The sequence below is a fragment of the Fructobacillus evanidus genome (assembly GCF_963580165.1).
Taxonomy (GTDB): domain Bacteria; phylum Bacillota; class Bacilli; order Lactobacillales; family Lactobacillaceae; genus Fructobacillus; species Fructobacillus evanidus.
In genome coordinates this window covers 105,670-129,133 of record NZ_CAUZLM010000002.1, presented here as the reverse complement: position 1 = coordinate 129,133, position 23,464 = coordinate 105,670, and the positions used below count along the sequence as shown (strand labels likewise).

19 protein-coding genes and 1 other annotated feature are annotated in these 23,464 nt (G+C 47.0%); all 19 genes read left to right on the top strand.

All coding sequences use genetic code 11. The annotated features are described in order from the left end of the window. Positions 1-60 precede the first annotated feature (60 nt). Entirely contained in the window at positions 61-2,271 is a 2,211-nt protein-coding gene (gene nrdD / locus AABI08_RS02010; protein ID WP_338343422.1) for an anaerobic ribonucleoside-triphosphate reductase, read from the top strand. Further along, positions 2,207-2,788 (top strand): anaerobic ribonucleoside-triphosphate reductase activating protein, encoded by a 582-nt coding sequence (gene nrdG, locus AABI08_RS02005; RefSeq protein ID WP_338343421.1) that lies wholly within the window; start codon positions 2,207-2,209, stop codon positions 2,786-2,788. The genes nrdD and nrdG overlap by 65 nt, the downstream gene beginning before the upstream one ends. A gap of 229 nt (positions 2,789-3,017) precedes the next feature. After that, positions 3,018-3,806 (top strand): Fe-S cluster assembly ATPase SufC, encoded by a 789-nt coding sequence (sufC, locus tag AABI08_RS02000; protein WP_059393622.1) that lies wholly within the window; start codon positions 3,018-3,020, stop codon positions 3,804-3,806. Position 3,807: 1 nt separating this feature from the next. Continuing rightward, positions 3,808-4,998, top strand: a complete 1,191-nt coding sequence (gene sufD, locus AABI08_RS01995) for a Fe-S cluster assembly protein SufD (protein WP_338343420.1) — start codon at positions 3,808-3,810, stop codon at positions 4,996-4,998. Next, a complete protein-coding gene (locus tag AABI08_RS01990; protein ID WP_338344142.1) occupies positions 4,979-6,193 on the top strand; it encodes a cysteine desulfurase in 1,215 nt (404 codons plus the stop codon). The genes sufD and AABI08_RS01990 overlap by 20 nt, the downstream gene beginning before the upstream one ends. Next, positions 6,190-6,699: a Fe-S cluster assembly sulfur transfer protein SufU gene (gene sufU, locus AABI08_RS01985; protein WP_338343418.1), complete on the top strand. Its 510-nt coding sequence runs from the start codon at positions 6,190-6,192 to the stop codon at positions 6,697-6,699. Before AABI08_RS01990 ends, sufU begins: the two co-directional genes overlap by 4 nt. Before the next feature lie 2 nt (positions 6,700-6,701). Continuing rightward, positions 6,702-8,132 (top strand): Fe-S cluster assembly protein SufB, encoded by a 1,431-nt coding sequence (sufB, locus tag AABI08_RS01980; RefSeq protein ID WP_338343417.1) that lies wholly within the window; start codon positions 6,702-6,704, stop codon positions 8,130-8,132. Positions 8,133-8,135: 3 nt separating this feature from the next. Next, entirely contained in the window at positions 8,136-8,444 is a 309-nt protein-coding gene (locus AABI08_RS01975) for a metal-sulfur cluster assembly factor (RefSeq protein ID WP_203619303.1), read from the top strand. 295 nt (positions 8,445-8,739) lie between these two features. Then, entirely contained in the window at positions 8,740-9,909 is a 1,170-nt protein-coding gene (locus AABI08_RS01970; RefSeq protein WP_338344139.1) for a 2-isopropylmalate synthase, read from the top strand. After that, on the top strand, positions 9,906-10,970 hold the full coding sequence (gene leuB, locus AABI08_RS01965; RefSeq protein WP_338344137.1) for a 3-isopropylmalate dehydrogenase: 1,065 nt from the start codon (positions 9,906-9,908) through the stop codon (positions 10,968-10,970). The genes AABI08_RS01970 and leuB overlap by 4 nt, the downstream gene beginning before the upstream one ends. Then, entirely contained in the window at positions 10,967-12,364 is a 1,398-nt protein-coding gene (gene leuC, locus AABI08_RS01960) for a 3-isopropylmalate dehydratase large subunit (RefSeq protein ID WP_338343414.1), read from the top strand. The genes leuB and leuC overlap by 4 nt, the downstream gene beginning before the upstream one ends. Position 12,365: 1 nt before the next feature. After that, on the top strand, positions 12,366-12,950 hold the full coding sequence (gene leuD / locus AABI08_RS01955) for a 3-isopropylmalate dehydratase small subunit (RefSeq protein ID WP_338343413.1): 585 nt from the start codon (positions 12,366-12,368) through the stop codon (positions 12,948-12,950). A 10-nt stretch (positions 12,951-12,960) separates the two neighbouring features. Next, on the top strand, positions 12,961-14,265 hold the full coding sequence (locus AABI08_RS01950; RefSeq protein ID WP_338343412.1) for an MFS transporter: 1,305 nt from the start codon (positions 12,961-12,963) through the stop codon (positions 14,263-14,265). Between the two features lie 171 nt (positions 14,266-14,436). After that, positions 14,437-15,213 (top strand): L-threonylcarbamoyladenylate synthase, encoded by a 777-nt coding sequence (locus AABI08_RS01945; RefSeq protein ID WP_338343516.1) that lies wholly within the window; start codon positions 14,437-14,439, stop codon positions 15,211-15,213. Positions 15,214-15,250: 37 nt separating this feature from the next. Beyond that, a complete protein-coding gene (locus tag AABI08_RS01940; RefSeq protein ID WP_338343411.1) occupies positions 15,251-16,267 on the top strand; it encodes a HoxN/HupN/NixA family nickel/cobalt transporter in 1,017 nt (338 codons plus the stop codon). Between the two features lie 84 nt (positions 16,268-16,351). Further along, positions 16,352-16,573: a binding site (T-box leader), on the top strand. A gap of 50 nt (positions 16,574-16,623) precedes the next feature. After that, entirely contained in the window at positions 16,624-18,003 is a 1,380-nt protein-coding gene (locus AABI08_RS01935) for an amino acid permease (protein WP_338343410.1), read from the top strand. A 302-nt stretch (positions 18,004-18,305) separates the two neighbouring features. Further along, entirely contained in the window at positions 18,306-19,925 is a 1,620-nt protein-coding gene (locus AABI08_RS01930; RefSeq protein ID WP_338343409.1) for a CTP synthase, read from the top strand. 107 nt (positions 19,926-20,032) lie between these two features. Continuing rightward, positions 20,033-21,826 carry an excinuclease ABC subunit UvrC gene (uvrC, locus tag AABI08_RS01925; RefSeq protein ID WP_338343408.1) on the top strand — a complete coding sequence of 598 codons (1,794 nt, stop codon included), beginning with the start codon at positions 20,033-20,035 and terminating at the stop codon, positions 21,824-21,826. 273 nt (positions 21,827-22,099) lie between these two features. Continuing rightward, on the top strand, positions 22,100-23,416 hold the full coding sequence (obgE, locus tag AABI08_RS01920) for a GTPase ObgE (RefSeq protein WP_059393609.1): 1,317 nt from the start codon (positions 22,100-22,102) through the stop codon (positions 23,414-23,416). The last annotated feature ends 48 nt before the right edge of the window (positions 23,417-23,464 follow it).

Below are 23,464 nucleotides of genomic sequence, written 5' to 3'. Positions count from 1 at the left end.
AAATCGTTGTAGTATTTGAGTTACCCCAAAAAAACAAAAAACAGGAGGAAGTAATTTAGAATGGTACAGGCAATCGAAAATTATCAATTGAAACAGCTAACCGTGATCAAGCAAAGTGGCCAAGCAATGGCCTTTTATGCTTATAAGATCGACTTTATCCTGGAACACCTGAATTTATCACCAGAAACTGCTCAAGCCATTATGGCAGAATTGACCGAAACTTTGGCAAAGACCAAGAAGGTCACGACTACAGAAATTCGGACGCTCTTGAATGCTTGTTTAGAAAAGCATGGCGAAGAAGAAGCCATCAACCAATATCAAACGTACTGGGAAAAAGACAAACAAAAGTTCGCCGATGCTTCTAATGTTCAAAAGCGAATTGAAAAGTTATTCGATAAGGATGCATCTGTTGTTCACGAAAATGCGAACAAGGATAGTCGGGTTTTTAATACCCAACGTGATTTGGAAGCTGGTGCTGCCAGTCGGGCATTGGGAATGCAAATGCTGCCAAAGATGGTCGCCAAAGGACACATGCGCGGTGACATTCACTGGCATGATTTGGATTACTCACCGGTGACGCCCGCTACTAATTGTTGTTTGATTGATTTTGATAACCTTTTGAACAATGGTTATAAGATCGGTAATGCCTGGGTTGATTCCCCAAATTCAATTCAAACGGCAACGGCACAGATGTCACAAATCATTGCCAATGTCGCCTCCTCCCAATATGGTGGCTGCTCGGCCAACCGAATCGATCAATTGTTGGCCCCCTTTGCTAAGAAGAATTATGACAAGCACTTAATTGATGCCAAGAACTGGGTCACGGAAGACAAGCAAGAGGAATATGCCAAGGCCAAGACCAAAAAAGACATCTATGATGCCATGCAAGCCTTGGAATATGAAATTAATACCTTGTATTCTTCTCAGGGACAAACACCCTTTACAACGATTAACTTTGGTTTAGGAACCAACTGGATTGAGCGCGAAATCCAAAAGGCCATTCTCCAAATTCGAATCAAGGGCCTTGGGAAGGAACGCCGGACGGCCATTTTCCCTAAGTTGACTTTCACGGTTAAGCGCGGTTTGAACCTCAACCCAAATGATCCCAACTATGATATTAAGCAATTAGCACTCGAATGCTCAACGAAGCGGATGTATCCTGATTTGCTGATGTATGACAAGATTATCGACATCACTGGCTCCTTTAAGACGCCAATGGGTTGCCGGTCCTTCTTGCAAGGTTGGGAAGACGAAAACGGTCAAGAAGTGAATTCCGGCCGCATGAACCTGGGTGTTGTCACGGTGAACCTTCCTCGAATTTCACTCTTTGCGAAGCAAAATAAGGAACTCTTCTGGCAAATCTTTGATGAAAAGATTGCCTTGACGCATCAGGCCTTGGCTTATCGAATTGAACGAACCAAGGAAGCCGTGCCAGAAAATGCACCACTTCTGTATATGTATGGAGCCTTTGGTAAGCGTTTGAAGAAGACGGACAGCGTTGATGAAGTCTTCAAGAATGGTCGGGCCACGGTTTCGTTGGGTTATATCGGTTTGTACGAAACGGTTGCTGCCTTCTATGGTTCAAACTGGGAAGGAAACCAAGAAGCGCACGACTTTGCCGAGGAAATCGTCAAGCGAATGCATGATTACTGTGTTGAATGGGAAAAGGAAAGTGGCTACCACTACAGCCTTTATTCCACTCCGGCTGAATCGTTGACGGATACTTTCTGCGAAGCCGATATCGAAAAGTTCGGCAAGATTGAAGATATTACGGAAAAGGAATACTACACAAATAGTTTCCACTATGATGTCCGTAAGCATCCAACGCCGTTTGACAAAATCAGCTTCGAAGAAGCCTTTCCAAAGTACGCCGCCGGTGGTTTTATTCACTACTGTGAGTACCCAAACTTGCGTCAAAACCCGCAAGCCTTAGAGGCTGTTTGGGATTGGGCCTATGACCACGTTGGCTACTTAGGAACCAATACGTCAATTGATAAGTGCTTCAAGTGTGGTTTCTCCGGAGACTTCAAGGCAACTGCCAGGGGATTTGCCTGTCCACAGTGTGGCAACCATGATCCGCAGATGTGTGATGTGGTCAAGCGGACCTGTGGTTACCTAGGTAACCCGCAACAGCGACCAATGGTCCATGGCCGTCACGTTGAAATCGCAGCACGAGCAAAGCATTTAACACAGGAGATGATTACAGATGTCGCAAGCTATCAGAAAACCAAACAATCCGATGCCCAAAGAATGGACCGCAGAAGAGCTTAGTCAAGGCTTTATTGCGGACTACAAGGCCTTTAACTTTGTCGATGGTGAGGGTGTCCGGTGCTCCTTATATGTTTCTGGTTGCAAGTTTATGTGTCCGGGTTGCTATAACGTGGTTGCGCAAAACTTCCATTATGGTCAGCCTTACTCAATGGAACTCGAAGACCAAATTATTGAAGACTTATCAAAGGACTATGTCCAGGGCTTGACGCTATTAGGCGGGGAACCCTTCTTGAATACCCAAGTCTGCATCCAATTGGCCAAACGAATTCGCCAGGAATTTGGTCACACAAAGGATATCTGGTCTTGGACCGGTTATACCTGGGATGAGTTGATGAAAGAAACGGATGACAAGCTGGAATTATTGTCTCTAATTGATATCTTAGTGGATGGTCGATTCTTGGAAGAAGAAAAGGATTTGACACTCCAATTCCGTGGTAGTGCCAACCAGCGAATTATCGATGTGCCCAAGTCACTTGACTCGGGTGAAGTGGTGATCTGGGATAAATTAGTGCACTGATTTTTTGGTTGACGGATAGAGAGTATTAGCGGCCCACTATCTTTGAAAAATAAGTGGCTCAAAAGTTTCTAACTTTTTGGAACAAAATACTGACAATTAGGGGCTGCAAGGCCCTGCCGATGGAAAACATCGACAGGGGTTGTGGCTCTTGTCATCTCTTCTTGCATTTTAATCCAAATAAGTTGATAATGATTAGAAAATAATGATATTTATGAGAATAGGATGATAAATGAAGACGTTAAAAATTGAAGACCTCCATGTTCAAATCGACGGCAAAGAAATTTTAAAGGGTGTCAACCTGACGGTTAATACGGGTGAAATTCACGCCATTATGGGACCGAATGGAACTGGAAAATCGACCTTATCACAAACAATTATGGGTCATCCCGCCTATCAAATCACCCAGGGAACCATCAAGCTGGATGGCCAGGACTTAAGTGAAATGAGTGTTGATGAACGTGCTCGAGCTGGCCTATTTTTGGCCATGCAATATCCGGCTGAAATTCAAGGTATTACGAATTTTGAGTTTATGCGTTCGGCCGTGAATGCCAGACGTGCCGATGACGACCAAGTGGATGTCATGACTTTCATGAAGGAATTGGAAGAAAAGCGAAACTTTTTGTCGATGAACGCCGAGATGGCCAGTCGCTATTTGAACGAAGGCTTCTCCGGTGGAGAAAAGAAGCGCAATGAAATTCTGCAAATGCTAATGATTAAGCCAGCGATTGCCATTCTCGATGAAATCGATTCCGGCTTGGATATTGATGCCTTAAAGGTTGTTTCAAAGGGTGTTAATAGCATGCGCTCGGCTGATTTTGCCACCTTGATGATTACGCATTATCAACGCTTGCTCGACTACATCGTGCCAGATTATGTGCACGTGATGATGGGTGGCAAGATCGTGAAGACTGGCGGTCCTGATTTGGCCAAGCGTTTGGAAGGTGAGGGTTATGCGGCCCTTCGTGATGAATTAGGACTCGATATTACGCTGACAGACGAAGATGTACCGGTGGTGTGAGATGGAAGAGGTCAAAAGACAAATAATTGAAGAATTGCCCCTACCAGACTTTCCCAAGGTTCGTTTCCAACATTGGGGTCTGACGGATTTAGTGCCCGGTCAAGGGCAGGCAGAACATCCTTTGATGGCGCAAGCCGGGGAGGCCGGGATTGAGTTGGCCGGACTGAGCCAAACGTATTATGATTTGCCGGAGGACTTGGCGGAGGCCGGCGTTTTATTGCTACCATTGAAGCAAGCCAAGCAAGACTACCCAGACTTAGTCGCAAAGGTTTATGACCAAGTGGCCGAGGCAAAGGACCGCTTGACGGCAGAAAATCTGCAAAGTGCTAACACGGGTCTCTTTATCTATTTACCAGCCGGGGTGACTGTTGCTGAAAATTTGAATCTCTTTTTGGCTCATTTGGGTGCAGACGGTGACTTGGTCGGCCGAGTGGTGATTTATGCCGATCAAAATAGTCAGGCACGAATCGTCAGTCAGTTGGAGACGGCTACTGCCGGCATCAGCAATGTTTCCTTAGTAGTTGAGGTTTTGGCGGCCACTGGTGCCAAGCTGACGATGGTGAACTTCGACCACTTAGACCAGGAGACAACTGGCTTTATTAACCGGCAGGCCGTTGTTGGTAACCAGGCGGAAGTCAACTGGGTCAACGCTGCCTTTAACGATGGCAACGTGATTAGCCAATTGACGACCAAGCTTGTTGGTGAGGGTGCCAAATCAGAAACCGAGGTGGCCGCGTTTACTGCGGGCAAGCAGGTCCAAGGTTTTAACACCGAAATCCAAAATATCGGTCGGCATACGGTTGGTCATATCTTCCAACGTGGAGTGATTTTGAATAGTTCGAGCCTGATTTTTAATGGGATGGGGCGGATTATCAAGGGCGCCAAAGGATCCGATGCCCAGCAGGAATCACGGGTCTTGATGCTGTCTAAGCGCGCTCGTGGTGAGGCCAATCCGTTGCTTTTGATTGACGAAAGTGATGTCACGGCCGGGCATGCGGCCTCGGTTGGCCAGGTCGATGACCAGCAACTCTACTATTTGATGAGTCGCGGTTTGACGGAACAGGTTGCTAGACGGCTGGTTGTTCGTGGCTTTGTGGGTGAAATCCTCGCGAAAATCCATGATCAGAAGGTCGAAAATCAGGTTGTTGCAGCCATTGAAAGAAAGTTAAACGATGAAAACGGTACGAGATGACTTTACAATTTTAAAGCGGCAGGTCAACGGCCATCCGCTAACTTACCTCGATGGGGCGGCGACAAGCCAAAAACCAGTCCAGGTTTTAGACCGCATTCGGGCCTATTATGACCGAGAAAATGCCAATGTTCACCGTGGCGTTTATACGCTCTCACAAGAGGCTACGATTAGTTATGAGGGCGCGCGGGCGAAGGTTGCAGCCATGATTGGTGCAACTGCTGCCAAAAACATCGTCTTTACCAGGTCGACGACCGAAAGTCTGAATTGGCTGGCCCAGGGCTATGGGCCCAATCAACTAGAGGCTGGGGATGAAATTTTGTTAACCCAGTTGGAGCATCACTCCAACATTGTTCCTTGGCAAGTATTGGCCAAGGCGACGGGGGCTCAGTTGCAATATGTTTCCCTGACAGCTGACGGGGAAATTGACCTGGCTGATTTTAAAAACAAGCTCAGTAAGCAGACGAAAATTGTTTCCTTTGCCCATGTTTCCAATGTCCTTGGCAGCCTGGCACCGGTCAAGGAAATGACGGCGCTCGCCCATGAAGTTGGGGCGACGGTCATTGTTGATGGGGCCCAGGCCGTCGGCCATTTTCCAATTGATGTTTCGGACTTAGATGTTGATTTCTATGCCTTTTCCGGGCATAAAATGCTCGGGCCGACCGGAATCGGAGTGCTGTATGGGAAAGCTGATTTCTTAGAGGCGATGACACCGGTGCAATACGGTGGGGAAATGATTGAGCGGGTGACGTTAGAGGAATCCACCTTTCAAGAGGTGCCCTGGCGCTTTGAAGCCGGGACGCCCAATATTGCTGGCGCCATTGGTCTTGGAGCAGCTGTCGATTACTTGAACGAGGTTGGATTAACGGCAATCGCCGACAAAGAGGAGGAGTTGATGGCGGGTGCTTTGTCCGCCTTAGCAGAAATCCCTGATCTGACTGTTTATGGACCAAAGGACGCCAAAAACCACCATGGTGTTTTGTCCTTTAACTTAGCGGGTGTTCATCCGCATGATGTTGCCACGGTGTTGGATATGGCTGGCGTTGAGGTCCGGGCGGGCCACCATTGTGCCCAGCCATTAATGGATTATTTGGGCATTCAATCGGCCGTTCGTGCTACCTTTGCCTTTTACAACAACCAAGAAGACCTTGACCGCTTTGTTTTGGCCCTACGTCAGGCCCGGGAGTACTTTGTATGAATCAAGCAGACTTAGGAATTTTATACAGGCAGGTTATCTTGGACCATGCTAAAAAGCCGCATCATTTCCGGACGTTGCCAGCCTCGGTTGGCCGGCAAGTCGAAAAGTTTAATCCGAGCTGTGGGGACGTCCTACAAGTGCGAATGGTTGTTTTGGAAAATCAGATTCAAGACATGTCCTTTGATGGCGCGGGTTGTGCCATTTCGCTGGCTGCGGCTTCAATGCTGACCGAACAGCTGATTGGGCAAAGTTTGCCAGCGGCTCGGAAAAAATTAGCGGCATTTTCTGAATTATTAACGGCGGATCAGAGCCAGGGTCAGGACCAGGGTGGCCTTTTGACCGGCGAAAGCCAATCAGTTGAGTCTGAAGATGGGCAAGCTCAGGATGTTGACCTTGGTGAATTGTCGGCTTTGGCCGGTGTTCGTCAGTTTCCAACCCGATTAAAGTGCGCCACTCTCGCCAGCCATGCGGCGACTGATTTAATAGCTAAGATTGAGGGGGAGTAAGAATGGAAATCGATCGACAAGACGACCTGCAGCGAACGCGGGCGGCCATCGGGGCCGACGAGGAGTATGCTCATGGCTTTCACGATGACTACCAGGCGGTCTATTCGACTGGGCAGGGACTAAATGAGGACATTATTCGTAAAATTTCGGCTAAGAAAAATGAGCCCGATTGGATGCTTGATTTTCGCCTTCAGTCTTACCAGGCCTATTTGAAGATGCCGATGCAGGATTGGGGTCCGGACCTATCTGAACTGAACTTTGACGAAATCTATTACTATAACAAGCCAACCAACGGGAAATACCGCGATTGGGACGATGTCCCCCAGGAATTAAAGGATACGTTTGAGCGCTTGGGTGTTCCAGAGGCCGAACGAAAGTGGCTGGCCGGCTCGTCTGCCCAGTATGAGTCCGAAGTGGTTTACCACCGGATGAAAGAGGAGTTTGAGAAGACGGGAATTGTTTTCACGGACACCGACACGGCTGTGCAGGAATATCCAGAACTGGTTCGAGAATACTTGGGTTCATTGGTGAAGCCCACCAATAATAAATTAGCTGCCTTAAACTCGGCCGTCTGGTCCGGGGGAACTTTTATCTATGTACCAAAGGGCGTTCATGTCACGACACCGATCCAGTCTTATTTTCGAATTAACACGGAAAAGGAAGGGCAGTTTGAACGCACGTTGATTATTGTCGATGAGGGTGCCCATGTTGACTATGTCGAGGGTTGCTCCGCACCAACCTATTCGGAGGATTCTCTACATGCGGCCGTGGTGGAAGTGATTGTAAAAAAGGATGGCTATTGCCGCTATACGACCATTCAAAACTGGTCGTATAACGTTTATTCACTGGAAACGAAGCGATCAGCGGCCGAGGAAAACGCCACAATGGAATGGGTCGATGGGAACTTTGGCTCAAAGACAACGATGAAATATCCTTCGGTCTATTTGAATGGCCAGGGAGCCAGAGGGACCATGCTTTCGATTGCTGTTGCCGGTGCGGGCGTGAACTTAGATTCTGGTGCCAAGATGATTCATAATGCACCCAATACGTCCTCTTCGATTGTGTCCAAGTCCATTGCTCATGATGGTGGGTCAACAGATTACCGGGGAACGGTGAAATTTGGTCGCGATTCGGCCGGCTCTTTTGCCCACGTCGAATGTGACACTATCTTGGTGGATGACCAATCATCCGCAGATACCATTCCCTATAACACTGTTTTGAACGGAAATGTTTCCATGGAGCACGAGGCTAAAGTTTCCAAGGTTTCTGAAGACCAGCTTTATTATCTGATGAGCCGGGGAATTTCGGCTGAAAAGGCAACCGAAATGATTGTCATGGGCTTTGTGGAACCATTTACCAAAGAACTGCCGATGGAATACGCGGTGGAGTTGAACCGTTTGATGAAGTTTGAAATGAGTGGATCGGTGGGTTAAAAAATGGATGCAGGAAAAAAAGAAGAAATCATGTTGGCCTTGAGTCAGGTGATTGACCCGGACTTTCGTGTGGATGTCGTTAATTTGGGCTTTATTAATGAAATTGATTTAAATGACCAGGGGCTGTGCCTGGTCAATATGACCTTGACCGTGATTGGGTGTCCAATTATGGGCACTTTAGAAGAAATGGTCGCCGATGCCTTGAAAATTATTGATGGTGTCGAGGAAGTTAAGATTGAATATCGTTGGGAACCGGCTTGGTCGGTTGAAAGGATGTCTCCATATGCCAAGGCCATGTTAGGCCTGAGTTAGAAAATAATGATAAAAACTTAATATTTTAATTGAAATCTAATGAGCAAGGTATTATCATGATTATAACGAATCTAAGGGAGGAGAAAAATCATGAAGAACCAAGGCGTAATGATTGTTAAGACCATGCACAGCGCAAACTTGCTTGGCTTGTTGGGCAACCCCTAACGAGCCAAGGTTTTTAGCTGGCTGTTAGGGGGGACATCCTAATGGCTAGCCACGGCAATTCATTTTTTTCTCTTTGCGGACTAGTCATTTTGATTAGCCCGTTTTTTTATTCACAAAGTGAGGGAAGAGTATGAAAAACCAGATTAGATTTTATGACACAACATTACGTGATGGGGAACAAACAATCGGTGTGAATTTCTCGATTGACGAAAAGGTCGCTTTAGCCAAAAGCCTCGAAAACTTTGTCATTGATGCCATTGAAGCCGGCTTCCCGGCAGCATCTGCGGAAGACTTTGAAGCAGTTGAAGCTGTGAGTGAGGCGGTTCAAGAGGCAGAAGTGGTAGGCCTAGCCCGCATGGTGAAAAAAGATATTGATGCTGCGATTGCTGCCACAAAGAAGGCCAAGCACCAAACGATTCATGTCTTTATCGCGACTTCGCCAATTCATCGTGAGACCAAGTTAAAGATGTCCAAGGCAGAAATTATTGCAAAGATTCAAGAGGACGTTGCCTACACCAAGAGTCGCGTCGACAAGGTCATCTTTTCACCAGAAGATGCCACTCGGACGGAACCGGACTACTTGGTCGAAAGTATTGACGCTGCGATTGCGGCTGGGGCCACGACCATCAATATTCCAGATACGGTTGGTTATGATTTGCCAGAAGAATATGGTGAATTATTTGATTACCTTCATGACCATGTTAAAGCTTTTGATCAGGTCGCCTGGTCAACCCATACGCACAATGATTTGGGCTTGGCCAATGCCAATGCCTTGGCAGGAGTTGCCCATGGCGCAACAGAAATTCAAGGGACCATCAATGGGATTGGCGAACGAGCCGGTAACGTTGACTTGATTGAAGCGGCAGTTACATTGCAGGTTCGCCATGACCACTGCCAGCAAGCGATTGGCTTGAACTTGCAACAAGCCACTAAAATTGCCCACCAAGTCGAAAGTTATTCGAAGGTCAAAATTGCGGCGAACAAGGCGATTGTTGGTCGGAATGCCTTTGCTCATGAATCAGGCATTCACCAGGATGGGTATTTGAAAAACCCTGCAACCTACGAAATTTTGTCACCAGCCATGGTTGGCGCCAGTGCCTCCATGCCATTGGGTAAATTGTCTGGTTCACATGCTGTTTCAGCCAAATTGAAAGAATTGGGCTATGAGATGCCGATTGAAAATATCGCCCATCTTTTCCCAGCCTTTAAGACCCTAGCAGAAAAGGTTAGCATCGTTTCCGACGACCAGTTGATTGCCTTAGCTGAACAGGAAGTAGCAGAAGGGGTGGTGGCAAAATGATGGCTCGTCAAAAGATTGTTGTCTTTGAAGGTGATGGTATTGGACCAGAAATCATGGCTGCTGGCTTGGATGTCTTGGCCGCTGTGACTCAGGGAACTGATTTTACTTATGAAACAGAATTTTTGCCCTTTGGTGGTCAAGCAATTGATCAGGTTGGTGAACCATTGCCAAACAACACGATTAACCAAGCCAAGCGTGCCGATGCCATTTTGTTGAGTGCCATTGGTGGACCAAAGTGGAATGCCTGTCCAAAAAGGCCGGAAGATGGTTTGTTGGCACTACGGTCTGAGTTGGGACTCTTTGCTAACGTCAGGCCAACAGTGGTTGCCGACTCACAAATTGACCAATCGCCATTGAAGACCGAGATTGTCCGCGGAACAGACTTCGTGATTGTTCGCGAGCTAACCTCTGGTGCTTACTTTGGCGAACCACGGTCAAAAACATTTGATCAGGCAATCGACACGATGTACTATAGCCGCTCCGAAATTGAGCGCATCATGGTTTATGGCTTTGACTTGGCGCAAAGTCGTCGTCAGCACGTGACGGTTGTTGATAAATCCAATGTGCTGGCGACCTCAAAGCTCTGGCGGGAAGTTGGCCAAGCCGTGGCGCAACGCTACCCCGAAGTGATGGTCGATTACCGCTATGTTGATGCCACCGCAATGGCCATTGTCGCGGATCCAACCCAGTTTGATGTATTGATCACCCCAAATTTGTTCGGTGATATTTTAAGCGATGAGGCTGCTCAAATTACTGGCACGATTGGTCAGATTCCATCGCTCTCTGCTGGTGCAACCGGTCCAAAAATGTACGAACCAATTCATGGTTCGGCGCCAGATATTGCCGGTCAGGGGATTGCCAACCCGATTTCGATGATTAAAACAGTTTCTCTAATGTTGTCCCAAAGTTTTCACCAGGAAAAATTAGCCAAGCAAATCGATGAAGCAGTCGAGTTGACTATCCGTCGGGGACAGGTAACACCTGATATGGGTGGGACATTGACCACCAAAGAGGTGACTGAGCAAGTGATGAATGCGATGCAAGAGGGGGTCTTCTCATGAGCCAGACACTTTTTGATCAAATTTGGAACCAACACGTCATCGCTGGTGAACCGGGGCAACCACAGTTGCTCTATGTTGATTTACACCTCGTGCATGAGGTGACGTCACCGCAACCCTTTGATGGACTGCGGACGAGTAACCGACGCTTGCGTCGTCCTGATTTAACCTTTGCGACGATGGACCACAATGTGCCTACCAAGAACCTTGAGAGCGTCCAAGACGAAATGTCACGGTTGCAGATGGCCACCTTGGGAAAAAATTGTCAGGACTTTGGTGTTGATTTGGCATCCGTGGGGGATGAGGACCAGGGGATTGTCCATGTTGTTGGCCCAGAACTCGGACTGACACAACCGGGCAAAGTGATTGTTTGCGGTGATTCCCATACCGCTACCCATGGTGCTTTTGGTGCCATTGCCTTTGGAATCGGTACATCGGAAGTTGAACATGTGATGGCCACCCAAACGATTTGGCAAATGAAACCAAAAACCATGGGCATTAAAGTTACTGGGCACTTGCCCGCCAATACCTATGCCAAGGATTTGATTATGGCTTTGATTGCCAAGTACGGGGTTTCCTTTGGCACTGGGTATGCGATTGAATTCTTTGGTGAGACGATTGAAAACTTGTCGATGCCAGAGCGGATGACGATTTGCAATATGTGCATCGAGGCTGGTTCGAAGACCGGGATGGTCCAACCAGACCAAACCACCTTTGATTATGTGGCGGGCCGCAAGCGGGCGCCAAAGGACATGGAAAAGGCCAAGGAAGTTTGGTCACAACTGAAAACGGATGATGAAGCAGCTTTTGATCGTTTGATTGAATTTGATGTTAGTGATTTGAAACCAATGGTGACCTGGGGAACCAATCCAGGAATGGCCATGGCTGTTGATGAAAAGACGCCGGCCATTTTGAATTCAGACGACCAGGCGGCCTACGACTATATCGGCTTGCATCCGGGGATGGCTGCCGAGGAAATCCCACTTGATTATATTTTCATTGGTTCTTGCACGAATTCGCGGTACGAGGATTTGGTAGAGGCTGCCAAGATCATGAAAGGCAAGCATCTGGCACCAAACATCACGGCCTGGATTGTGCCGGGCAGCCGGGCCATTCGCAATCGGGCAATGAAAGATGGCCTGGCGCAAATTTTCGTGGACGCGGGCTGCCAGTGGCGCGAACCTGGCTGTTCAGCCTGTCTGGCGATGAATGAGGATAAAATCCCAGCCGGCAAGCATGCCGCTTCAACGTCGAATCGAAACTTTGTTGGTCGACAAGGGAAGGGGTCCAAGACGCACCTTGCTTCACCAGCAATGGTGGCAGCCGCCGGCATTGCCGGTCACTTTGTGGATATTACCAAGATTCATGACACAGCCGAATCGGCAATGGGGGTCTAAGATGCAGTCATTCGTAAAAGAAGTGGGACGGGCAGCCGTTATTGATGCTAATAGTGTCAATACTGATTTGATTTTGCCCAAGCAATTTTTGAAAAATATTTTAAAGACGGGCTTTGGCAAGTACCTTTTCTGGGATTGGCGTTACCTTGCTGATGGCCAAAAGAATCCAGACTTTGTCTTGAATCAAAAAGACCATCAGGGCGTTTCAATTTTAATTACCGGCGATAACTTTGGCAGTGGTTCCTCGCGGGAACATGCCGTTTGGGCCTTGACTGATTTTGGCTTTCGGGCCGTCATTGCTGGGAGTTTTTCCGATATTTTTTATATGAACGCGACGAAAAATGGCCTCTTGCCGATTGTGTTGCCAAAGGCAGACCGCGATATTTTGATGACGGTCGCTGCGGATGAAACTATCACAATCGACCTCGTTAACCAGGTCGTTGCCATGGCCGATCGTCACTTTCATTTTGATATTAACCCCCAGTGGAAGGAAAAATTCTTAAAGGGTGAAGATGATATCGATTTGACCATGAAGTATGCAGACCAAATTCAGGCATACGAAGACCAGCGCCAGGTGCTGGTGTAAGGGGGCAGCCATGGATCAAGTAAGCGTTAGTCAATTAGAAAATCGGATGAACACCAGTAGTGCTAGCCCATTGTTTTATAAGGTTTTTACTTTAGTCGCTGCCGGGATGATCTTGGATGCGGCGGATGTCTACTTAGTGAGTGCCGTTAATTCCGTTTTGTTGAAAAATCACTTTGCAACCCTGGCACAGGGTTCGATGTTTCTCTCTGCTGGTTTCATGGGGCTCTTCTTTGGTTCCTTGTTAGCTGGCTATATTGGTGACCACTTTGGGCGCCGAATTGCTTATCAAAGTAACTTGTTACTTTTTGGGTCAATGACCCTCTTGGCTGCTCTTTCACCAAATATTTGGACCTTGATTGTCCTGCGCTTTCTGGCCGCCATTGGTTTGGGTGCCGAAATCGTAACTGGCTTTTCATTGGTTAATGAATTTGCACCGATTGCTAGTCGGGGAAAATGGTCTGGTTTAGTATCGGTGATCGCCAATTCGGCCGCTCCATTGACCCTGTTATTGTCGGCTTATGTGATTCCACATTATAGCTGGCGGATGATGTTTGTCATCGTTGGTGGGTTATCCCTATTACTCTGGATTGTCCGTCGTGGTTTTCCAGAATCACCACGGTGGTTGATTTCTAAGAAACGCTATCAGGAAGCAGCGGTTATTATTGACCAGTTAAATCAGGACCGTGATGGCCTGACAAACCACACCAATCAAAGCATGGTAGAAGAACCGGCCAAACAAGCAACCAGTATTAAGCGGGGATTGCTGGTAGCGATTGTTGCGGTCAGCGCCATTAATTTGGTCCAGTATACCTTTACTTCCTGGATGCCAACCCTGTTGGTTAAGCAGGGAGTTGCAGTGGCCCACTCGTTGGTCTTCTCGGCCGTCATGATGGCTGGTGCGCCATTTGGAGCCCTATTGGGTGCTAGCTTGGTCGATTGGCTGGGTCGTAAAAAGGTCATCATCACGACCTTTATTTTTACAGCGGTTTGGGGACTGATTTATGCCAACCAGCGTCAGGCAGAAGCCGTGATGGTTGTCGGCTTTATCTTAGTGCTGGCAATTTACGTCTTGATGGCTTCGATTGTGAGTGTTTACGTTGCTGAGCTGTTCCCAACGACTTTCCGTTTCCGGGGTGCTGGAATTGCCAACGCCGTGGCTAAAATTTTGACGGTCTTTACGCCCTACGTGGTGGCTTTTGCCCTAGCGTATCTGAAGGCCAGCGTCATCTTTTGGTTTATCGCAGCGATTGCCATGATTGCGGCGGTAATCGTGGCCATTTTTGGACCGGAAACGAAAAAGGTCGCCATCGAGTAAGTAGCCAAACAAATGTGGCAATCAAAACGAGGGGGATGCTTGCTAGCATCCAAGGAATTTTTGCAAGTAAAATCAGCAATCGCAAAAAGCTGACACCACAAACATGTGTTTGACAGCGAGCGTTAGCTCAAAAAAGAGGAGAAGGAAATGACTGAAACGATGACAAAGACGATGACAAAGCAAGTGCACTGGAACGGGAATGTTCAAGAAGAGGCCATGACCATTTTGCAGGCGGGCAAGGGGATGATTGTCAGCCCAACCAAGGTTGGTTACATCATTATGACCACGGATAAGGCGGGCTTGGAACGGAAGTTTTCCGCTAAGAACCGCAAGCGCAATAAGCCGGGCGTAGTTTTGTGTGGCTCCATGGCCGAGTTGGAAGAATTGGCCGAAATGACACCAGAAATCAGAGACTTGTACCAAAAGCATTGGGACCAAGACATCTTGCTAGGTTGCATCTTGCCTTGGAAAAAAACGGGGATGGCACAATTGCCAGATGACGGTTGCCAAGAATTGATGATGGATCAACGACAGACGAGTTGCTTTGTCATCAAATTTGGTCGGCCAAGTGAACAAATTGCGAAAGAGTTATGGGAAAAGAACCACCAGTTTGCCTTTGCCAGCTCTGCCAACCCATCAGGGCAGGGAAACCGGGGCTTGGTTACCGGTATTGGTGAGCGAATCGAAGAGGCTGCTGATTTGGTGATTGAGGCCGACGATTACGTGGCATCGATTCAACCGGACAAGAACATCGACACCCGTTATGAGCAAGGGGTGATGGTTTCGATGGTTGACCAAGATGGACAATTAATCCCAGAACAAAACAATCAGGTGGGCATTCAGCCATGCCCAATCGTGATTCGGAAAGGACTTGATATCGACAAAATTATGGCCAACATGGCGCTGATTTTTACGAGTTTTGATTATCGCCATGGTTTTTATTACTGAAGTAGCTTTTAGAAAGTAGAAAAGAGGAGCAGTATTTATGACAGACAGTCACAGTTGGAAGTTCGACATTAGCCGTTATGGGGCCTTTATTTTGGGCATCTTGGCTCTGGGCATCGTGTTTTTGAGCACGGGGATGGGCAAGTATCCCCAATTGCTTGGGATGGCCGGCATTTCGTTTACCTTTGGCTTACGGCACGCCTTTGATGTTGATCACATTGCCGCCATCGACAATATGACTCGGAAAATGTTAAATGACCACAAGAACACGAGAGGGGTTGGGTTTTCCTTCTCCTTCGGGCATTCTTTGGTCGTGGTGTTGCTGACCTTATTGACGGTGCTTTTTGTCGAGTGGGCTGATCATTCTTTGCCAATTTTGGAGTCCGTTGGTGGGATGTTTGGGACCATGATTGCCGCTGTGATGTTGTTAATGCTGGCTTGCTTTAATACCTTTATCCTGCGTGGTATTTGGAAAAATTTCCGGCAAATGAAGAAGGCGTCTTTGGACCCCGATAACGAGCAATTAGCCGCTGAATCACGGATTTACCGCTTGTTCATGAAGATGTTGAACTTAGTGAACCATAACTGGCAGGTGGCCATTGTTGGTTTCTTATTTGGTTTGGGCTTTGATACGGCAACGCAGGTGGCTGTCTTGGCCACATCGGCAACGGCAACGACTGCCGGTGTTCCTTGGTACGCCATCTTGTCCGTGCCTTTGTTCTTTACTGCGGGAATGTGCCTGATGGATACCTTGGACGGTTTCTTTATGTCAACGACCTACAACTGGATTATTTCAACTTCTTACCGGAAGGTCTACTTTAACCTGATTTTGACAAGTATCTCGATTATTGCTGCCGGCTTTATCGGCGTTGTCGACTTGATTCAATCAATGTCAGCCATGTTCCACTGGGACAACTTCTTGACCAAGTGGGCGGGTGCGCTTGATTTCAATGAATTGGGCATCATTTTGGTGGTTATTTTCGTTGTGGCCTGGGCAGTCGCTCTGCTGATTTGGAAGGTGATGAACCTGTCAAAATACGATCAAGTCGAGTCGTAAGTTTTTGAAAAATCAGCCTACCAATGGTCACCGCCCGATTGTCTTTGATAAAAGTACTTGCAATTTTTTTCAGATACGCTTACAATTATCACATTCATGAGGACGAGTAATCGGTATCAGTCTGCTAGAGACGTCACGGTTGGTGAAAGTGACGGGCGAAGCCGGTGAAAACTCCCTCAGTAGTGGCCTTTGAGTAATGCGTGAAACGAAGCCCGGTTGTCAGCCGTTATCTTGGCAAAAGAGTGTTGTCTAAGTCTTTTTACTTAGGCAAAACACGGGTGGTACCACGCAACAAGCGTCCCTAGAGATTTCTAGGGGCGCTTTTTTTGTTTGCCAGCCGCGTGAAGGAGAAACAGATGGAAAATGGAAAAGAATTAAAGCGGTCATTATCATCATTCCAGATGGAAATGATTGCCCTTGGTGGAACAATTGGTGTTGGACTCTTCTTGGGTTCCTCTTCGACCATCAAGTGGACGGGAACGTCCGTCTTGCTAGCCTACCTATTGGCTGGGTTAGTCTTATATATTGTCATGCGGGCATTGGGAGAGATGCTTTACGTGAAGCCAATTGTTGGATCATTTGCCAACTATGCAACCAAGTATATTCATCCGGTTGCCGGTTATCTAACCGTGTGGGCGAATGTCTTCCAGTGGTTGACGGTTGGTATTTCGGAAACAATCGCCGTCGGTGATTACATGCACTACTGGTGGCCGGGTGTGCCAACTTGGGTAACAGGTGTGATTGTCTTAATCCTGTTGACGTTAACAAACTTGGTAACGGTTAAGGCCTACGGTCGATTGGAAGCCTGGTTCTCAATCATTAAGGTTTTGACGATTGTCTTTATGATTATCTTGGGACTGTTGATGATTGTCTTTGGCTTTGGAAATCATGGCCATGCCATTGGCTTCTCAAACCTTTGGTCACATGGACCATTCTTTGCTCACGGCTTCAAGGGCTTCATGTTTGCCTTGTCAATCGTGGTCACTTCTTACCAAGCCATCGAAATCATCGGGATTACGGCTGGTGAAGCGGCCCACCCGCAAGAAGCAATCGTGAAGTCAATTAAGTCGATTGTTGCTCGAATTTTGATTTTCTATGTTGGGGCAATCTTTGTGATTGTGACGATTTATCCTTGGGATAAATTAGACACGGTCGGCTCACCATTCGTTGAAACGTTCGCCAAGGTTGGGATTACGGCTGCCGCTGGAATCATCAACTTCGTGATGTTGACGGCGGCTGCATCAGCATTGAATTCTGGTTTGTTCTCATCATCACGGATGTTGTACACATTGGCACAGCAAAAGGAATTGCCACCGGTCTTCTTGAAGTTGTCAAAGAACCGCGTGCCAGACGTTTCCGTTTTGGCCATGTCATTGGGGATTTTGTTGGGTATCGTCTTAAACGCCGTCTTACCACTTTTCTGGAAGGGGTCTGCGAACATCTTCGTCTTGGTTTACTCGGCTTCAACCTTACCGGGAATGGTGCCATGGTTTGTGATCTTGATTTCTCAAATTAAGTTCCGCAAGGAAAACCCAGACCTGATGAAGGGCCACCCATTCATGTTGGCCTTGTCACCATGGTCGAACTACTTTGCGATTTTCTTCCTATTAATTACTTTGGTCTTCATGGTGATTAACCCAACGACTCGGGTGCCATTGGCCATCGGCTTTGGTTTCTTGCTCTTCATGGGGCTCTTGTACTTCTGGACGCACCGAAACCAGCAGGAAGCGAAGTAAAAATCAGCTTCGCTGACAAGGCTGTCTTGGTTGTTTAATTGGAAGCGTTTTAATCAAGAAATTGTTGATGAGTAGCTGGCTGTCTCCTGCCTTTAAAACTGAAATTGTTTGGTCTAGATAATTATTTTATCTAGTGTTGACATTCAGGGGGGCAGTCTGTAATATATATTAGGGCTCACATTTAATGTGAAAATCTTTTATGGCTCCCAAGCTACTGCTTGGGAGCCTTTCTATTTTATTTAACGAATTTTGGCTAAAACCATAGCAAAATTCAGTGTGTCAGGCAAAACATAGGAGGCATTATGGCAAAGAAGCAAACCAAGTATATTTTCGTCACCGGTGGGGTCGTTTCATCCCTTGGAAAGGGGATTGTAGCAGCTTCTTTGGGTCGTTTGTTGAAGAACCGCGGCTTGAAGATGGCAATACAAAAGTTGGATCCTTACATCAACGTTGACCCAGGTACCATGTCTCCATACCAACACGGGGAAACGTATGTGACGGGCGATGGCCTTGAAACTGATTTGGACATGGGCCACTACGAGCGTTTCATGGACATCAACACCAACATGTACTCAAACGTAACAACTGGTCGAATTTATTCAGAAGTTTTGGCCAAGGAACGTAAGGGTGATTACAATGGTGCGACGGTCCAGGTTATCCCACATATCACCAACGCCATCAAGGACAAGATTGTCAAGGCCGGTGAATCAACTGATGCCGATGTTGTTATCGTCGAAGTTGGTGGAACGGTTGGTGATATCGAATCATTGCCATTTATCGAAGCCTTGCGTCAGATGAAATCAGACTTTGGTAGTGAAAACGTCTTCTACTTACACACATCATTGATTGTTTACTTACAGGCTGCCGGCGAAGCAAAGACAAAGCCAACACAACATTCTGTGACAACATTGCGCTCATTGGGTATCCAACCAGACATGTTGGTCTTGCGGACACAACACCCATTGACAGATGAAATGAAGACAAAGTTGGCAACCTTTACGGATGTTAACCCACAAGCCGTTATCGAATCACGCGATGTGGACACTTTGTATGAAATTCCTTTGAACTTGCAAGCACAAAAGATGGACCAAGTGGTTGTTGATAAGTTGAATTTGGATGTTCCTGAAGCCGACATGACAGAATGGAAGGCCATGGTTGACGCCATCGAGCATCCAAAGAAGACTATCCATGTTGCCGTTGTTGGTAAGTATACTGATTTGCAAGATGCTTATATCTCAGTGAATGAAGCCTTGAAGCACGGTGGTTACTCACAAGACACTGATGTTGAAATCGCCCACATTAATTCTGAAACGGTAACGGAAGAAAACGTTGCTTCCTTGTTGAAGGATATGGATGGCATTATGGTTCCTGGTGGCTTTGGTCCTCGTGGAACAGAAGGTAAGATTCAGGCCATTCGCTATGCCCGTGAAAACAACATTCCATTCTTGGGTGTTTGCTTGGGAATGCAATTGGCCTCTGTTGAATTTGCTCGTGATGTCTTGGGTTATGAGGATGCCAACTCAATTGAGTTGAACCCTGAAACAACGCACCCAATCATCGCCTTGATGGATGATCAAAACCAAGTGACTGACTTGGGTGGGACACAACGTCTTGGCTTCTACCCAACTTGCCTGTTGGAAGGCACAAAGACTGCTGCCGCTTATGGTAACAAGTCCGAAGTTGACGAACGTCACCGTCACCGCTATGAATTTAACATTAAGTACCGGGACGAATTTGAAAAGGCTGGCATGGTCTTCTCAGCAACATCACCTGATAACAAGTTGATGGAAGTTATCGAATATCCAAAGAACGACTTCTTTATTGCTGCTCAATACCATCCAGAATTTATTTCACGGCCAAACAAGCCAGAAGGCTTGTACAACAGCTTTATCACTGCCGCTGTGGCCTATAACGAAAAGTAAGCTCCAAGCTGATTTTTTTAATGAATGCTTTGTTTTGAAGACAAAAAGGTCGCCATATTGTTTGGCGGCCTTTTCGTACATAGAAGTCGTGGGGGTATAATAAAGTTATGTTAGCCAATATCTCAAAACACCTTGAACAAAAACTGCTCCTCTTACCGGATGAACCAGGTTCTTACCAAATGAAGGACCGCTTGGGCAAAATTATTTATGTCGGTAAGGCCAAAAACTTGAAGAACCGGGTGCGGTCATATTTTAAGCAGGACCATACTGGCAAAACGGCCGAACTGGTCGCCAACATTGTTGACTTCGACTTTATCGTGACCAATTCCGATAAGGAAGCCTTCTTGTTGGAAAATGAGTTAATTAAGAAGTATAAGCCCTATTACAACATTCGCTTGAAGTATGGAACAGGCTACCCCTACATCAAGATTACTCGCGAAACCGATCCACGAATGGCCCTGGTTTCAGAAGTGAAAAAGGATGGTGCTTTTTACTTTGGTCCCTATCCCAACGTTTATGCTGCCCAGGAAACGCTTCACTTCTTGGAAAAAAACTATCCACTAAGACGGTGCAAGGGTCGCCAAGGTCGTCCTTGCCTTTATTATTCGATGGGCCAGTGTCTGGGTGCCTGTTTTCGGGATGTCCCTAAGGCGGAATACACGGCTCAGGTTGACCGAATTAAGCGCTTTTTGTCTGGTGATACCAAGGTCGTGAAGCGGCAAATTGAAAAGCAAATGGGTCAGGCTGCTGAAAATTTGGAGTTCGAGCGCGCAGCTGATTTACGTGACCAACTGAAGTATATTGATGAAACGGTCGAAAGCCAGCGAATCTTGTCGAATGATTCAACGCCACGTGATATCTTTAACTTTTACCTGGATAAGGGGTGGATTACAGTTTCTGTGATGTTTGTTCGGCAGGCTCGTTTGATTCGCCAGAGTAAGCAGACTTTCGCCGTTGTTGGTGATGGGATTGATGAATTTACGACCTTTATCCAGCAATTCTACCTACAAAAGAACATCCAAAAGCCTAAGGAAATTTTGGTGCCAAAGGGTGTTGATCACGACCTTTTAGCCGCCGCCTTGGATATTCCGGTGCGCACGCCCGTTCGCGGTGAAAAGAAGGACTTATTGGACTTGGCAGAAAAGAATGCCAAGATTGCCTTGGATGAGAAGTTCCGCTTGATGGAACTCAATGAGCAAAAGACTTCGGGGGCTATGAAGGAAATCACCGATGTCCTTGGGATTTCAATGGGCCACCGAATTGAAGCCTTCGATCATTCTCATACACAAGGGGAAGAAATTGTTTCGGCGATGGTGGTCTTTGAAGATGGTCGACCAAACAAGGATATGTACCGGAAGTACAAGATTAAGTCGACCGACCACGCCGATGAGTGGCTAGAAACGCAAGAAGTCATTCGGCGGCGTTATTCCCGCCTTCTGAAGGAAGGGGCTGAGATGCCGGACCTGATTTTAATGGATGGGGGCATCATCCAGCTTCATGCTGCTAAGGAAGTTTTGGAAGATGAGCTGGGTCTTGATTTACCGATTGCGGCCATGGTTAAAAACGATAAGCACAAGACTGCTGATTTGATTAATGGTAAGACCGAGGAGGTCGTGCGCTTAGACCACCAGTCTCAGGGCTTCTTCTTAGTTCAACGAATTCAAGATGAGGTTCACCGCTTTGCCATTACTTTCCACCGTCAGTCGCGGTCGAAGAAATCATTGTCTTCGCGTCTGGATGCGATTGCGGGTGTTGGCCCAAAAACCAGGCAGAAACTGTTGACGAACTTTGGTTCCATCACCAAGATTGAGGCGGCCAGTATCGAAGAGCTTGAAGCCTTGGGATTGTCGGCAAAGGTTGCTCAGTTGGTCCATTGGTCTCTGTCGGAGCAAAAGTCTTAGGGAAAATTAGCTGAATTGGCTAGTCAGGTTAGAATAGTTTTATATAATGCTGGCAACCATTGGCGTTTTACCCTCGGTTTGCAGTATATTGGTAGTGTTCACATAATTGATGGGGGACGTCAAAATTTTTGTTACGGTAAAAAATCAGGTCATTTTTGTCCTGATTTGGCGTCTTCTGGGCAGAAGTGTAGGCAAAGAGAACTTTCTGTGATACACTTAACTGTCTAGATTCATTGGATTAAAAAAGGAGTAGCGCATTGCGCGCGAATACAAATGGCATTTGTTGATCAAGCACAAGTTGAGCTAAAAGCAGGTAAGGGTGGCGATGGAATCGTTTCCTTCCGTCATGAAAAGTTTGTGGCCATGGGTGGTCCCTTCGGTGGGGACGGTGGCCATGGTGGTTCTATCATTCTAAAGGTGGATGAGGGACTACGAACTTTGATGGATTTCCGTTATAATCGTCACTTCAAGGCCCAGTCTGGTGGCAATGGTGGGACCAAGGGGATGACCGGTGCGTCTGCTGACGACCGCGTTATTAAAGTTCCCCAAGGGACCATTGTGACCGATGCTGATACCGGTGAGGTATTGGGTGATTTAGTGCGCCCTGATCAAACATTATTGGTTGCCCGTGGTGGCCGTGGTGGTCGTGGTAACATTCGTTTTGCCACACCAGCTAACCCAGCTCCTGAATTATCTGAAAACGGTGAGCCAGGTCAAACACGACAAATTAAGTTGGAACTGCGAGTTTTGGCTGATGTTGGTTTGGTTGGTTTCCCATCTGCTGGAAAGTCAACTTTGTTGTCAGTGGTTTCAAATGCGAAGCCAAAGATTGCGGCTTACCACTTTACAACGATTGACCCGAACATCGGAATGGTTCGCTTGGGCGATAACCGTGACTTTGTCATGGCTGATTTGCCAGGGTTGATTGAAGGAGCTTCACAAGGCGTTGGCTTGGGATTCCAATTCTTGCGCCACGTTGAACGGACTCGCGTTATCTTGCACCTGGTCGATATGTCAGGTATTGAAGGGCAGGATCCTTACGTTCAGTATAAGAAGATTTTGACTGAATTGAAGGAATATGACCCAACAATTTTGGAGCGACCACAAATCGTGGTTGCTACTAAGATGGACATGCCGGATTCAGAGGAATTGTTTGCGAAGTTCCAAGAACAAGTTCAAGCAGATTCTGGTTTGGCCAAAACGCCTGAAATTGTTTCGATTTCAGCTGTTACCCATGATGGCGTTGATGCGCTTTTGCGTAAAACAGCCGACTTGTTGGATCAAGCGCCAGTACCAACGGCTTACCAACAGGAAGAAGAAACAACAGAAGAGAAGATTTACCAATACAAGAAGCAAACGCCTGTCATTTCCGTTGATTGGGATGATGAACTTTCTTGCTGGTTGATTTCTGGACCGGAAGTCGAAAAGCTTGCCGCCATGACGAACATGCAGCGTGAAGCCACGATTATGCGTTTTGCCCGTCAACTCCGCCATATGGGTGTTGATGATAAGTTGCGTGAAGCTGGCGCCGAAGATGGCGACGACGTTCGAATTAATAATACAAACTTTGTCTTTGAATATTCTGAATAAGCCAAAAACCATTGGCTACCTTTCAGTCGAAAAAGCCCACCTACAAAA

Excerpts from the sequence above, each read along its gene's own strand:
- nrdD (WP_338343422.1), top strand. The coding sequence starts at position 61 with ATGGTACAGGCAATCGAAAATTATCAATTGAAACAGCTAACCGTGATC.
- nrdG (WP_338343421.1), top strand. The coding sequence starts at position 2,207 with ATGTCGCAAGCTATCAGAAAACCAAACAATCCGATGCCCAAAGAATGG.
- sufC (WP_059393622.1), top strand. The coding sequence starts at position 3,018 with ATGAAGACGTTAAAAATTGAAGACCTCCATGTTCAAATCGACGGCAAA.
- sufD (WP_338343420.1), top strand. The coding sequence starts at position 3,808 with ATGGAAGAGGTCAAAAGACAAATAATTGAAGAATTGCCCCTACCAGAC.
- AABI08_RS01990 (WP_338344142.1), top strand. The coding sequence starts at position 4,979 with ATGAAAACGGTACGAGATGACTTTACAATTTTAAAGCGGCAGGTCAAC.
- sufU (WP_338343418.1), top strand. The coding sequence starts at position 6,190 with ATGAATCAAGCAGACTTAGGAATTTTATACAGGCAGGTTATCTTGGAC.
- sufB (WP_338343417.1), top strand. The coding sequence starts at position 6,702 with ATGGAAATCGATCGACAAGACGACCTGCAGCGAACGCGGGCGGCCATC.
- AABI08_RS01975 (WP_203619303.1), top strand. The coding sequence starts at position 8,136 with ATGGATGCAGGAAAAAAAGAAGAAATCATGTTGGCCTTGAGTCAGGTG.
- AABI08_RS01970 (WP_338344139.1), top strand. The coding sequence starts at position 8,740 with ATGAAAAACCAGATTAGATTTTATGACACAACATTACGTGATGGGGAA.
- leuB (WP_338344137.1), top strand. The coding sequence starts at position 9,906 with ATGATGGCTCGTCAAAAGATTGTTGTCTTTGAAGGTGATGGTATTGGA.
- leuC (WP_338343414.1), top strand. The coding sequence starts at position 10,967 with ATGAGCCAGACACTTTTTGATCAAATTTGGAACCAACACGTCATCGCT.
- leuD (WP_338343413.1), top strand. The coding sequence starts at position 12,366 with ATGCAGTCATTCGTAAAAGAAGTGGGACGGGCAGCCGTTATTGATGCT.
- AABI08_RS01950 (WP_338343412.1), top strand. The coding sequence starts at position 12,961 with ATGGATCAAGTAAGCGTTAGTCAATTAGAAAATCGGATGAACACCAGT.
- AABI08_RS01945 (WP_338343516.1), top strand. The coding sequence starts at position 14,437 with ATGACAAAGCAAGTGCACTGGAACGGGAATGTTCAAGAAGAGGCCATG.
- AABI08_RS01940 (WP_338343411.1), top strand. The coding sequence starts at position 15,251 with ATGACAGACAGTCACAGTTGGAAGTTCGACATTAGCCGTTATGGGGCC.
- AABI08_RS01935 (WP_338343410.1), top strand. The coding sequence starts at position 16,624 with ATGGAAAATGGAAAAGAATTAAAGCGGTCATTATCATCATTCCAGATG.
- AABI08_RS01930 (WP_338343409.1), top strand. The coding sequence starts at position 18,306 with ATGGCAAAGAAGCAAACCAAGTATATTTTCGTCACCGGTGGGGTCGTT.
- uvrC (WP_338343408.1), top strand. The coding sequence starts at position 20,033 with ATGTTAGCCAATATCTCAAAACACCTTGAACAAAAACTGCTCCTCTTA.
- obgE (WP_059393609.1), top strand. The coding sequence starts at position 22,100 with ATGGCATTTGTTGATCAAGCACAAGTTGAGCTAAAAGCAGGTAAGGGT.